Annotated in this window: 8 protein-coding genes; 1 reads left to right on the forward strand and 7 read right to left on the reverse strand. The window is 52.3% G+C overall.

From position 1 onward, the window contains the following. On the reverse strand, positions 1-1,182 hold the full coding sequence (locus G477_RS0108675) for an acetyl-CoA C-acetyltransferase (protein WP_026697624.1): 1,182 nt from the start codon (positions 1,180-1,182) through the stop codon (positions 1-3). A 17-nt stretch (positions 1,183-1,199) separates the two neighbouring features. Next, positions 1,200-3,584 (reverse strand): 3-hydroxyacyl-CoA dehydrogenase/enoyl-CoA hydratase family protein, encoded by a 2,385-nt coding sequence (locus tag G477_RS0108680; protein WP_026697625.1) that lies wholly within the window; start codon positions 3,582-3,584, stop codon positions 1,200-1,202. Between the two features lie 200 nt (positions 3,585-3,784). On the opposite strand from G477_RS0108680, the gene G477_RS19130 reads away from it, so the two are divergent. Beyond that, the gene (locus G477_RS19130; RefSeq protein ID WP_035211650.1) at positions 3,785-4,906 is read left to right on the forward strand and encodes a YibE/F family protein; all 1,122 of its coding nucleotides are present in this window, start codon (positions 3,785-3,787) and stop codon (positions 4,904-4,906) included. 213 nt (positions 4,907-5,119) lie between these two features. On the opposite strand, the gene G477_RS19135 is transcribed toward G477_RS19130, so the two are convergent. The 5 genes from G477_RS19135 to acsA form a co-directional block, all read right to left on the reverse strand. Then, a complete protein-coding gene (locus G477_RS19135) occupies positions 5,120-7,582 on the reverse strand; it encodes a bifunctional 2',3'-cyclic-nucleotide 2'-phosphodiesterase/3'-nucleotidase (protein WP_051287836.1) in 2,463 nt (820 codons plus the stop codon). A 943-nt stretch (positions 7,583-8,525) separates the two neighbouring features. Beyond that, complete coding sequence (gene secY, locus G477_RS0108695) at positions 8,526-9,827, reverse strand: preprotein translocase subunit SecY (protein WP_026697626.1); 1,302 nt, start codon at positions 9,825-9,827, stop codon at positions 8,526-8,528. A 353-nt stretch (positions 9,828-10,180) separates the two neighbouring features. Then, positions 10,181-10,729, reverse strand: a complete 549-nt coding sequence (locus G477_RS19140; RefSeq protein ID WP_051287838.1) for a DsbA family oxidoreductase — start codon at positions 10,727-10,729, stop codon at positions 10,181-10,183. 115 nt (positions 10,730-10,844) lie between these two features. Next, a complete protein-coding gene (locus tag G477_RS19145; RefSeq protein WP_051287840.1) occupies positions 10,845-12,029 on the reverse strand; it encodes a homoserine dehydrogenase in 1,185 nt (394 codons plus the stop codon). Beyond that, complete coding sequence (acsA, locus tag G477_RS0108715; protein ID WP_026697627.1) at positions 12,026-13,699, reverse strand: acetate--CoA ligase; 1,674 nt, start codon at positions 13,697-13,699, stop codon at positions 12,026-12,028. Before acsA ends, G477_RS19145 begins: the two co-directional genes overlap by 4 nt.

Consider the following 13,699-nt stretch of genomic DNA (forward strand, 5'->3'; position numbering starts at 1 on the left):
TTATACGAGCTCGAACACACCAGCAGCACCCATGCCGCCGCCGATACACATCGTTACAACACCAAACTGTTCACCACGGCGCTTCATTTCATGAATCAGACTGAGCGTCAGTTTCGTTCCTGTGCATCCGAGCGGATGACCGAGGGCGATTGCACCACCGTTGACGTTGACTTTGTCATGGTCCAGTTTCAGATGACGGATCACCTGCAGAGCCTGCGCAGCGAATGCCTCATTGAGTTCAAAGAGCCCGATATCCTCCAGCTGCAGGCCAGCCTGCTTTACGGCTTTTGGAATGGCTTCCACCGGTCCGATCCCCATGATTTCCGGGGCTACACCTGCTACGGCAAAAGATCGGAATTTCACGAGCGGAGTCAGCCCATCCCGCTCCGCTGTTTCCCGGTCCATCACAAGGACCGAAGCTGCTGCGTCACTCATCTGCGACGAGTTACCGGCCGTTACCGTTCCATCCTTCGGTTTGAATGCCGGGCGCAGTTTTCCGAGGGTCTCTGCCGTCGTGTCCGGACGGACGCCTTCGTCTCGATCGAGCGTGACTTCATGCTCTTCGAGTTTGTTCTCTGCATTCAGTCCGCGCAGGGTCACCGGGACCGGAACGATTTCATCATCAAACTTCCCGTCAGCAAGCGCTGCCGCCGCACGTTTATGACTTTCTGCAGCAAATTCGTCCTGCGCCTGCCGTGTCACGCCGAACCGGTCTGCTACTTCTTCTGCCGTAAAACCCATGCCCATATAATATTCCGGTGCGTTTTCCACGAGGTCCGGGTTCGGAGCCAGGACATGACCGCCCATCGGAATCATGCTCATCGACTCTGCTCCGCCGGCAAGAATCGCTTCCGACTGGCCGAGCATGATGCGCTCGGCGCCGTAGGCAATGCTCTGCAGGCCGGACGAGCAGTAGCGGTTGATCGTGATAGCCGGAACGTGGTCCGGAAGACCGGCAAGAGCTGAAATGCTTCTGGCCATATTCATGCCCTGCTCGGCTTCCGGCATCGCACAGCCGATAATGACATCCTCGATCCGTGCCGGGTCAAAGCCGCCCGCCCGCTTGAGGGTTTCTTTTATACTCGCAGCAGCCAGATCATCCGGCCGCACGTTGGCAAACGTTCCTTTTTTCGCTTTTCCTACAGGTGTTCTTGCACCTGAAACAATCACTGCTTCTTTCACGCCGATTCCTCCTCCTGCTAGTTACGCAATGGTTTTCCTGTCGAAAGCATATGCTGCATGCGCTGCTGTGTTTTCGGTTCACCGACGAGACTGAGGAACGCTTCCCGTTCGAGATCCAGCAGGTACTGCTCGTCTACTTCTGTGCCGAACGGCAGTCGTCCGCCGGCCAGGGTGAAGGCGAGCTTCTGTGCGATTTTCAAATCGTGGTCGGAGACATGGCCGCCGAATTGGAGCGTCTTGGCCCCGAGCAGCATCGTGGCGTACCCTTTTTCGCCGACGACTTTGATCTTGTCCCGCTTCGGTGGACGGTATCCCTGTTCGTAGAGATACAGCGCCTGCTGCTTGGCATCATGAAGCAGGTGATCATCGTTGATGCTGATGTGATCCTGCGGACGGATGAAGCCGTACTGCTGCGCTTCGTGGGCACTCGTACTGACTTTCGCCATGGCAATTGTTTCAAAGACGTTGTTCGCAACGGCCTGCAGGTCCATCTTCGTGCCTTCCGGAATCCGGTTGAGGTGCCGGAGATAGAGTTCCTTGTTTCCACCGCCGCCAGGTATAAGGCCGACACCGGCTTCGACAAGACCCATGTACGTTTCCATAGAAGCCTGCATCCCTGCTGCCGGGAGACAGATTTCGGTTCCGCCGCCGAGCGTCATCTGGAACGGCGCTGCGACTACCGGACGCTCCGAGTAGCGGATGTTCGCCATCGACTGCTGGAACTGACGGACGACCAGGTCAATTTCAGGGTAGTTCATGTCCTGTGCTTCCATGAGAATCATCATCAAGTTGGCGCCAACACAGAAGTTTTTGCCCTGATTGTTGATGACCAGCCCTTTATAATTTTTTTCCACTTCCTTGATCGACTTGTTGATCATCTGCATGACGTCCAGGCCGATGGAGTTATTCGGAGATGTGAATTCAAGCACTGCCACATCGTCGCCGATGTCGATCAGTGATGCACCGGCGTTTTTCATGATGACGTTTTTGTCATCTTTATGAGACGCAAGGTGTATGACTTTCTCGTTCATATCCGCATCGATGTAGCTTCCCTTGTGGTAGTAGCGCCCGTAGCTTTCGTAAAAGGAGGTAATGCCGTTCTGCAGCATCTCTTCCACCCAGACAGGAATCGTGTCCCCCTCTGCCTTCATTTTCTCCACAGAGCGTTCCACGCCAAGGGCATCCCATGTTTCAAAAGGTCCGAGTTCCCAGCCGAAGCCCCACTTCATGGCCTGGTCGATGTCGTACAGATTATCCGCTACCTCTTCGGCTTTGTCCGCAGCATAGAGCAGCGTTTTTTTCAGCACATTCCATACGAGCGTGCCGGCTCGATCATCGGCATAGGCGAGCGTCTGAATTTTGGCTTTCTTGCCTTTGGCCTGTTTCAGCTGCTGCATCGAAGGCGCTTTCATTTTTCCTTTTGGCTGATATTCCATCGTTTCGTAGTTCAGCTCATAAATGTCACTGCCTTTTTCGCCTTTCCGTTTCTCGAAAAATCCTTTCCCCGTTTTACTCCCGAGCATGTTCTGCTCGACCATGTCCTTCATGAAGGCAGGCGGGTCGAAAATTTCTTTTTCAATGCCTTCCACTTGATCCCGGACGTTTTTGGCTACGTGCATGAACGTGTCCAGCCCTACGACATCCAGCGTGCGGAACGTGGCGCTTTTCGGTCGTCCGAGCGCCGGGCCGGTGACAGAATCGACTTCTCCGACGGAATAGCCGCCTTTCACCATTTCATCGACGGTGACGAGCAGGCCGTAGGTGCCGATCCGGTTGCCGATGAAGTTCGGCGTGTCTTTCGCTTCGACTACTCCTTTACCGAGCACATCTTCTCCGAACCGCTTCATGAAACGGAGAACATCCGGTGACGTCTTTTTCGTCGGAATGACTTCGAGCAGTTTCAAGTAGCGCGGCGGATTGAAGAAGTGCGTACCGAGAAAATGCTTCTGGAAATCTTCGCTGCGTCCTTCTGCCATCGCTTCCACAGAAATACCGGAAGTGTTCGAACTGATGAGGCTTCCTTCGCGGCGGTGCTCATCCACCTGAGCGAAAACCTTTTGTTTCACTTCCAGGTTTTCAACGACGACTTCGATCACCCAATCTACTTCGCTGAGCCGGTGCATGTCGTCTTCGAAGTTCCCCGGTTCAATCAAGTCTGCGTTCTCCGGCCGGGCGAGCGGCGCGGGTTTATGTTTTTTTAGTTTCTTAATAGCTTCGACTGCAAGCTGATTTCGTACTTTTTTCTCTTCCATCGTCGCGACAGAACCACCGCTCTGGGACGCTTCTTTCGGTACCATATCCAGCAGAATCACTGGAATGCCAATGTTTGCGAGATGAGCGGCGATGCCGGAACCCATGATACCGGAACCGAGAACCGCTGCCTTCTTTACCTGAAAAGACATGAGAACCCTCCTTTTTCACCATTTGAATGAATACTCATTCATTTTTTGGCGAAAAAAATAATGTATGCGTTATCTTTACTATAAAGAATATCTTCCAGCTGCGCAAGTGCATTTTTAAAAAAATCTGACGAGTCATTGGTTCAAGAGGCGTTTGTGGTACAATGAGAGCTGATTATATCAGTATTGGAGTGCTCATAACGATGATACAGCGTTTTTGCATCCTTGTACTGTTTGTGATTTGTTTCCTCCCAATTAGTGTGGCAGCAGAGACGGAATCAGAGACCGTACGAGGACAAATTACCGACATGCTTCAGGACGATGCCGGTTTTCAAATGATGGAGGTCGAGATTGAACAAGGAGAGTTTACAGGGGAAACGGTGACGGTAGAACAAGCTCTCTCCGGTAATCCCGCCCAGGATTTTTACTTTGAGGAAGGAGACCGGGTACTCGTTTACATTGAAAGCGAAGACGGTACCATTCAACGGTCGCTTGTCAGAGAACTTGCGAGGGATCATCATCTTACATATTTAGGAATCTTCTTCGCGATCTCGCTCATATTGATAGGAGGATGGAAAGGGGTTAAGACGATCTTCTCTCTGGCGATTACGATCTTTCTCATTCTCCAGGTTCTCATTCCCCTTATACTGGGTGGACTGCCGCCGGTGTTTGTGACGATCGTCGTTGCTTCGATGATTACAGTCATATCCGTCCTCCTTATCAGCGGCTGGAACCGGAAGTCGCTTGCCGCGGTCATCGGAACGATCGGCGGTGTTATTCTGGCCGGGATCCTCGCTATCGTCATGACAAGATTAACAAGACTCACAGGCTTTACCGGTGAGGAGTCGCAGATGCTCATGTACGTACCGGAAGCTTCGTTTGACTTTCAGGGCCTGCTGCTGGCAGGTATGATCATTGGTGCCATTGGCGCCGTCCTGGACGTCGGTGTCTCCATCGCATCTGCTGTTGACGAAGTAAAGCGGAACAACCCGGCAGCAAAGGCGAAAGAGCTGATTAAGTCTGGAATGAATCTAGGAAGAGATATTATGGGGACGATGGCGAACACGCTGATTCTGGCATACACTGGCGCTTCGATGTCTCTGTTGCTCGTGCTGAATGCTCATAACGTTTCCTTTAACCGCGTGATCAACATGGAAGCTATGTCTACAGAGATCATCCGGATCCTTGCCGGCAGCATCGGTCTGATCTATGCAATTCCATTGACTGCCGTCGCAGCCGGCCTTCTCTACCGAAAAGTAGATGAAGAAACGCTAAGAAAAGAAGTAGAGCGTAAACCTTTATGGAAACGGCTGCTGCGAAGATGAATCTATCATTCATCTCTCCAGAGTGGGCTGGAAGCTGACCATCCTGAAATCTTTCCTATATTTCCTTTTTGACGAACTCGTATGCTCCCATAACCCATGACAAAGCCGCAGCCCCTGGAACCACTTTTTCGGTTCCAGGGGCTGCATTCGTTGGTGGAAGGCCAATAGAAAGAGAGACCCCACAGTCGTGAGGCCTCTCTTTGATAGCGATTATTACTGATTGTGTGCTTGATGCAGCAGGATAGAGAAATCCTGTCGCGTCATAGCCTGATTTGTCCCGAAGGTTGTTTCACTTACACCGCTTGTCAGCTCGAGTGTGTCCAGGACGGCGATGTAATCTTCAAAAATACCTTCTGCATCCGTAAATGCTGTTTCTGCATTTTCAACTTGCATGTCATATGCACGGACAAGGACGGCAGCAATTTCACCACGGGTAATGTCATCGTTCGGACGGAAGCTATCGTTTCCGTCACCCTGGAAAATACCTGCTGCCTGCACAGCTGCCACTGCATTCGCAGCGTAGTGGTCCTCCGAAACATCTGCAAATCCTTCTGCATCAACATTGGTATGAAGACCAAGCGCACGCGTCAGCATGATTGCCGTATCAGCACGCGTAATCGAAGCGTTCGGTCGGAATTCATTGCCAGGGAAGCCTTGAATGATGCCATTCGACACCAGCTGCTGCACCGTATGATGACCGTAATTCTCTTCATCAAAATCGACGAAATCCATCACAGGCGTGTCTTCTTCTTCCTGAGCCAGCGCGTTCAGGTTGTACGTGAACACGGCGCCGTCTCCATCACTTGTTGTTTCTCCAGTGTAGCTCACCTGATCAAGGCCAAGCTGTTCTGCATGAGCAGGAGCATCCAGGGAAGAATTGAAGGTGACATCGCCAGCGGTTTCTACAGGCTTAACCTCCCAGTTCATGGTGGCATGCGGCGTGTAGTCTCCCGTTTCTCCAAGGAAATCAGCAATGATCTGCCGGTTCTGAACGTTCATATCTACCAGCGATTCCACGAGGTCGGCATCATCGAGGTGGTCCCCACCGCCGCCTGCGCGGTAGTTATTCGTAACAACGTAAAATTCATCGTCGCCAGTTACTTCCTCGCCGTTGTAAGTGAGGTTTGTGATTCGTTCACCTTCCGGCTGTGTTACGTCAATTTCATACTCGACGCCTTCCATAATGTCGAAGTTAAATGCGGAGAAGCTTGCAAGCAGATACTGATCGTCTGTCTCATCCGGATCAATCTGATTAAAGCTCTCGGCAGAGCGCTCCATCCACTGTACAAGTTCGTCTCCGTCGAGATCAACGACCTGCAGTGTATTCGAATAGAGATAAATATCAGCCAGGTCACCAATTGTTACAGGACCTGCATCTACTTCCGTATAACCACCGCGGTATCCAGCCCGAAATGGAGCGGAAGCAGAAAGGATCGGCTTTTCTTCATACTCGGAATCAGCGAAGTATTCTTCTGCGAACCAGAGCTGCGCGTCGTTTACAATTTGAGTAACTTCATTGTCCATGACAAGCGAGAAGAACGTATTCATGCCTTCCGTAAAGTGTCCGACTGTTTCACTGATGTAGTCGAGAGTACGCTCGTGGACATCAGCAATCATATCGACCATGGTGTCGTTCGGCTCCACGCCTGTATCTTCCACACCTGTCACTTCGGAGTACGCACTTCCTACGGTCCATTCCCCGTCTTCTTCGTAAAGGTCAAGATCAATAGTACCAAGATGGCTTCCCCAGCTTCCTGCCATTACCGCAGGGACACCATGAATGGTGCCGGCTTCATCGTCCACGCCGTCTACTTCATCGTAGCCGGAGTTACCTGGGAACGTCTGGTGAGCGTGTCCCATGACCATCGCGTCAATACCATCCACCTGAGCCAGATCAACGGCCGCATGCTCGGATCCACGATCGCTCGTATTCACTCCCGTGTGAGCGAGTGCAACGACAATATCAGATTCTTCCTGGAGATCCGGCAGGTAACGCTCAGCAGACTCTACAATCTCCCGCACTTCTACATTTCCTTCAAGATGCAGGTTGTCCCACTGCATAATCTGTGGAGGTACAAAGCCGATGACACCAATATCAAGCGGCTTGCCGTCCACTTCATGCTCTACAACAGTATACGGCTCAAAATAATGCTCTTCCCGGTCGGTTCCTGCTTCATAGACGTTGGCACTAAGCCAAGGATAGTCAGCAGAATCAATCGCGTCATCCAGATAATCGAGACCGAAATTGAATTCGTGGTTACCTATGGAAGCGGCCTGAACATCAAGCTCGTTTAACAGCTTAATAACCGCCTGAGTTTCATCCTCTTCGAGCGGCTCGATCAAGGTCTCGAGTTCACCGAGCATGCTTCCTTCGAACGTATCCCCGTTATCAAACAGGATCGTATTTTCCTTTTCTGCTCGGACCTGCTCAATGAGCGTCGCAGCTTTAACAAAACCATAATCATCCACTTCTTCATCATTCATGTAGTCATAAGGCATAAGATAAGAGTGAATATCCGTGGTACCCATAATCGTCAGCTCATGGTGGTCTCCTTCGCCATTGTTAACATCGCTGCTGTGGTCATCTGCAAGTGCCTGCGCCGGCATGAAGACGAGTGATGCGGCACCAGCTGCCACCGCCCGCTTCATCCACTTTGAAAAACCAGTAGAATGCATTCTTTCCCCTCCATTTGTATGTAGTGTGGATCGATGACGCTGCCTGCCTCCCCCCTTCTCAGGACTACCTGAAGAAAATCATATTGTAACCGCTTCAGGTTCACATATTTTATCATATTTTGTACATATTTTTAATATTTCAGAGAAATGATTTTAATTTTGTAAAATAGACTTATAACTTTATATTATGTACTAGGTTTTTTGTATTACTCTTATGAATTGAGGAGGTTGTCTGGACCTCACACTTAATATATGTAACTACTTTTCTTTTCAGTAGTATGTTACATTCCCTCACATCAAGGGACTCTCTGCTTAATTTCAATAGAGATCTGTATATTCTATCTTCTTAGAGGTACGGAATAAGCTGTTGAAGCTCTTTTTATTTCTTCAATGTCCGTCCGTCCTTCTGGACAGCTGATTTAATTATATAAATATAATTACTTAATCGCTTGTTTCGATTCAGCACCTTTCTGGTATGAAAAGGTTCACAGCTGTTTGACATCGATGCCAGTTGTACAGGAGACAAATGCTTCGTTCTTCCCACAACAACCGATACAGCCGCCGGCACCCTGTTTCTCGTTCATGTTAAAAAGAGATTCTACGTCCATTGTTGGGGTAACCACCCTGGTATCTAAAGATAATCCCTCAAATAGGGTATGTTAAAAAAACGATAAACAAACACAAATGCGAGCGTTCCCGTAAGTGACAGGCGGCGACGCCAGAGGGATCAGCCAGTGTTTTCTTGCGACGAGTAAACGCAGGAGCACAGTCCGAACATCCTCATTCGCTCCGCGAATGATCGTGGAGGGCAAGGGCCCGCCGAAAACGAAGGAAATCGGCGTAGATGTTGTTTCCACACCCCAACATATATTTTAGAACCAAAAAAGGCTGCTTCAGCTTTTACACTGAAGCAGCCTTTTTCTTATCGTCTGTTCTCCTCTTATCAGGACGATCGGCGCATAAAGCCGGAATAGCGGCGGTCGATGAGCTGACTCTCGATCCGCTTCATCGTATCCAGTGCTACACCCACAACAATGAGAAGTCCCGTACCACCGATCTGTACTGCCGGCGGAAGACCCGCAAGCTGTCCAAAGATCAGCGGCAGAATCGCAACCACGGCAAGGAAAAGGGAACCGACAAACGTCAGTCGGTACAACAGACGGGTAATGAATGTCTGCGTCGCCTGCCCTGGACGAACTCCTGGAATAAATCCGTTCTGACGCTGGAGGTTCTGCGCCATTTGTTCCGGATTCATCTGCACGAACGTATAGAAATACGCGAAAGCGATAATGAGGGCAGCGTATACGACCATCCCGATTGGGTTCGTATAATCAAACGTCTGCACGACCCATGTGGCAATCGGACTGCCTTCCCCGACGAAGTTGGCAACGGTCGGCGGGAAGATAAACAGCGACATGGCGAAGATAACCGGGATAACACCGGCTGCGTTCACCTTGATCGGCAGGTGGGAAGACTGTCCACCTGTTGCGCGTCCGCCTGCAGCAATCTGTTTCGCATACTGCACGGGAACTTTCCGCTCTGCCTGCTGCACGTAGATAACGCCGACAACGACCGCGAGAATCGCAAGAACGATCAAGGCGACAATAACAATGTTCATAAACAGCTGATCTCCTGCATCAGCGATGTAAATGGTATACAGCTGCACAACGCCATTCGGAATACCGGCAGCGATACCGGCAAAGATCAGGATCGAAATCCCGTTCCCGACCCCTTTGGCGGTGATCTGTTCACCGAGCCAAAGCAGGAAGGCCGTACCACCGGTCAGGACAATGGCAATGATCAAATAAGTGCCGATGGATGGATTCGGCACAAGGCCCGGCATCAGGTTATTAAACCCGATCGACATGCCGAGAGCCTGAACGAAAGCAATCAGAATCGTACCGTACCGGGTGACATTGGCCAGCTTCTTCCGACCTGCATCCCCTTCACGAGCCCATTCTGAGAACTTCGGCACGACGTCCATCCGAAGCAGCTGCACGATGATGGACGCGGTGATATATGGCATAATCCCTGTCGCGAAGACGGAGAAGCGCTCCAGCGAGCCACCGCCGAACGTATTCAGAAAACCGAGCGCGGCAAATCCTTCGAAATCTATCGCATCCGCATTCACTCCCGGAGCCGGAAGATGGGATCCGATCCGGAAAACGACCAGTATAGAAAGCGTGAACAAGATTTTGTTACGCAGATCCCCGGCCTTAAACATTCCTCTTAATGCATCAAACATACTCCTATACACCTCTGTTCATATGAAAAAATCTTGGTGCCGCGCACCTGTGTGCGCGTCATGATGCCGCAGCATCGTGTATTAAAGAAAAAACGGGAAAAACGACTGCTTTACCAGTCTATCATAATCAATGGACAGGTGCGCATGCAATTTCTCATAGAAAACAAATTTTTTCGTGTTTCCGGCGATGTGCACGCCTGCTATCGATCCGATGCGGGCCGTTTCTGCCCCTTTCCGGGCATATAGTGCTTTCAGGCCGGACGGGCTGCCCGCTCCAGAATTTCGTACTTCCTTAAACTACGATGAAAAGCCTGCCCGGCGTTCCGCTGCGGGCAGGCTGTGGTTCTCTTCACTTACTCCGCGTCGGCCGCCGCTTCTTCCACGGCCTCTTCCAACACATGCTCCGGCTGGAGACCGGTAAACCAGCGGTCCCCGATTTGAAACGCGGGCACCGCGCGGATACCATGCGCGGCTGCTTCTTCCAGCGCAGCCTGACGCGCTTCTTGAAACCTTCGATGTTCCAGCGCCTGGCGGAATTCGTCCGCCGGCAGGCCGATACGGACCGCTTCTTCGGTCAGGACATCGACATGCCCGATATCCTTGCCTTCGACGTAAAAGGCTTCGAATATGCGGTGGGCATACTCGTTGTCCAGCCCGTGCTCTTTCGCCGCAAGCAGCCCTTCGTGAGCAAGATGGGTATGAGGCTGTGGATCGGTTTCATTCAAATGCATCGTTACTTGAAGCTGGTCGGCCAGCGGGAGAATCGAACCGTTCCAGGCTTTTTGTATATAGTCACTGAAAGGGCTCAGCGTTTGTGCCGGCCATGGCCGGAGTTCAAACGGCTTCCATTCGATCGTGACATCTTTCCCTTCTACTGCACGAAACAGCGGAACCTCCGCCAAATAGCAGAACGGTCAAACAAAATCGCTGTAGATCCGGATGGTGACAGAAGACATCGAAAAACCTCCTTTTCCGCTCATTATAGCAGAGAGAAGGCGTGCTGCCAGCCGGGAGGCCTCAACAAGTGGAAACAACTTCCGGAATTCGGCTCCCAAGTACAGCAAAGCAGCTGTCACCGAGCTTTCGAGCCTCGTTTTCCGGCAGATGCACGAGGACTCCTTCCCGATGTCCCTGCTGATATACCGGGCTCACGGCCGACGGAAGGCCTCTCAGCCCGGAGCCGGTAATAAACCAGTAGGGAAAGGACGAATCATCGTCTTCTTCCTGTCTTTCTTCCAGAAACGGCGGCTCCTGTTCCGCAGTATGCGTCCAGAGGTTTATCACGTCTTCCAGCACCGCGCCTGCTGTCGGGAATTTCCCGGCGCCGGCCCCCTGGAATAACAGCGGCCCGCTGATGGATCCGTGAACAGCCACCCCGTTGTTCACCCCGCTCACACCGCTCAGCGGATGATCCGGCAGGACCAAAACAGGGGCCGCAGAAGCAGCCGTGCCTTCGAGCCTGCCGACGTGTTTGATCGTGCCTCCCAGTCCGGCGGCGAGCGCCAGGTCCTCTGCTGTCACACCGCGGATGCCTGTCGGCGGTTCCTGCCACACCGGGTTCCGGCCGTGGATCCACCAGCTGAGAATCGTCACTTTGTAGTAGACGTCCCATCCATCAATGTCTTTCTCGGGGGACGCCTCTGCATAGCCAAGATCCTGCGCTTCCTGCAGCGCTGCGTTAAACGCGAGGTCGTCCTCCTTCATTCTTGTGAGAATATAGTTGGATGTTCCATTCAGAATTCCCTCGACGCGGGTCAGTTCATTCGTTTTCAGCGCATGACGAATACTGCTCAGCACCGGAATTCCGCCTCCCACGGCTGCTTCATACAAAAGGGGAGCGCGGTGGACCGCGGAGAGGTAATGAAGCTCCTCTCCGTGAGAAGCGATCAGCTCTTTATTAGCCGTGACGACAGAAATGCCGGCTTCCAGCAGCCGTTTCACTACGGGATAGGCCGTTTCGGCATCCGGTACTGCTTCTACAACCGTGTCGAGATCAGAGGCAAAGAGCGCCTCGACCGACGAGGTGACGAAGGTGGATGATGAAACGTCCCGCTGCCGTGTCTCGTCCTGCACGACGACAACGGGAATCGTATAACTGCCGGCCAGCTGCTCGATCCTCGTTCTATGGGATTCCGCTGCTTCATACACTCCGGTCCCTACGGTTCCGAATCCAAAAATGCCAAGTCTCTTTTCTTTCGTCACGTCCGCTGCTCCTCTCCTGCCTGTTTGTCCACTTCCTGCTGTTTCAGCAGTCTGCGGAGAATTTTCCCGCTGATTTTCGTTTTCGGAAGCTCATCGACTACCTCGATTTCTTTCGGTGCGGCGTGAGCAGACAGCTCTTCTTTCACGAACTGGCGGATCTCTTTCGCAAGTGCCGGGGAGCTCTCCCATCCGCTGCGCAGGGTGACAAATGCTTTGATGATTTCCCCGCGCACCGGATCCGGTTTCCCGATCACGCCGGCTTCTGCCACTGCCGGATGTTCAATCAGCTTGGATTCGACTTCAAAGGGGCCTACCCGTTCGCCGGCAGTCATGATGAGATCATCATCGCGCCCTTGAAAGAAAACATAGCCGTCTTCGTCTTTCCACGCCGTATCTCCAGAGATGTACCAGCCATTCTCCGTAAAATAGGACTGGAACTTCTCTTCATTCTTCCAGATGGTTTTCATCAGGCCGGGCCATGGAGCACGAACGGCCAGTTTTCCCGGCTCTCCGGCCGGCAGCGGTTCATTTTGTTCATCAAGAATCCCGACGTCCACCCCCGGGAAGGCCCGGCCCATCGAACCGGGTTTAATCGGTGCTGACGGAACGTTGACGATGAGGTGCCCGCCGGTTTCTGTCATCCACCATGTGTCATGGATTCGGATCCCGAATGCCTCTTTCGCCCAGTGGATCACTTCCGGGTTCAGCGGCTCCCCGACACTGAGGATGTGGCGCAGCCGGCTCAGGTCATATTGATGATGCAGACCGCCTTCGCTCATCAGCATGCGGAACGCGGTAGGGGCACTGTACCAGATGGTCACTCCGAAATGTTCCAGCAGCTGATACCAGGCTCCTGCATCAAATCTCCCGCCGTGAATCACAACCGTCGCGCGGTTCAGCCATGGCGCAAAGACCCCGTACACACTTCCTGTCACCCAGCCGGGATGGGACGTGCACCAGTAGACATCCCCCTCCTTGATATCGAGCACCCAGCGTCCGGAAATATAATGGTGCGGCAGTACTTTCTGCGCATGCAGCACCCCTTTCGGCTGACCGGTTGAACCAGAGGTGTAATGGATGAGCATGCCATCATCCTCTTCCATCCATACGACCGGCTCCTGCGGAGAAACTTCGGCCGCCTCATCTTCCAGATCCGCCAGCAGCCACGTTTTTTTCAAAGAAGGGATGTCCTGTGCCGGCACACGCTTGTTCAACGTGTCATCCGTAATCAAATACTGAGCTTCACAGTCCTGCATCCGCTCCCGGACAGCATCCTCCATAAACGCTTCGAACAGCGGACCGGCAATGGCGCCGGCTTTAATCGCAGCAAGAATACCGAAGTAGCACTCCGGAGATTTCGGGAGGAAAATGAACACCCGGTCCCCCTTCTGCACACCTTCCCGGAGGAGCACTTCGGCATAGCGGTCGGTAATCTCTTTCACTTCGGCGAACGTGAAGCGCCGCTCCTCAAGGCCATCAGTAAAGAGCAGCGCTTCTTTGCTGCCGTATCCTTCCTCGACATGGCGGTCAATGCATTCGTACGCCGCATTCCATTTATTGTTCGGCACCTGGGAGAGGCCTTGTACAGCATCGTCCCAGGTGAATTGTGCATATGTCTTCTCATAATCGACCAGGTTGGCTTCGGCCGCCGCAGCATCCGGGTACAGCAT

Source organism: Alkalicoccus chagannorensis DSM 18086 (assembly GCF_000429725.1).
GTDB lineage: Bacteria > Bacillota > Bacilli > Bacillales > Salisediminibacteriaceae > Alkalicoccus > Alkalicoccus chagannorensis.

What these genes read in the sequence shown, in the direction of transcription:
- G477_RS0108680 (WP_026697625.1), bottom strand. Translation starts at nt 3,584, where the DNA reads ATGTCTTTTCAGGTAAAGAAGGCAGCGGTTCTCGGTTCCGGTATCATG.
- G477_RS19130 (WP_035211650.1), top strand. Translation starts at nt 3,785, where the DNA reads ATGATACAGCGTTTTTGCATCCTTGTACTGTTTGTGATTTGTTTCCTC.
- secY (WP_026697626.1), bottom strand. Translation starts at nt 9,827, where the DNA reads ATGTTTGATGCATTAAGAGGAATGTTTAAGGCCGGGGATCTGCGTAAC.
- acsA (WP_026697627.1), bottom strand. Translation starts at nt 13,699, where the DNA reads ATGCTGTACCCGGATGCTGCGGCGGCCGAAGCCAACCTGGTCGATTAT.
- G477_RS19135 (WP_051287836.1), bottom strand. Translation starts at nt 7,582, where the DNA reads ATGCATTCTACTGGTTTTTCAAAGTGGATGAAGCGGGCGGTGGCAGCT.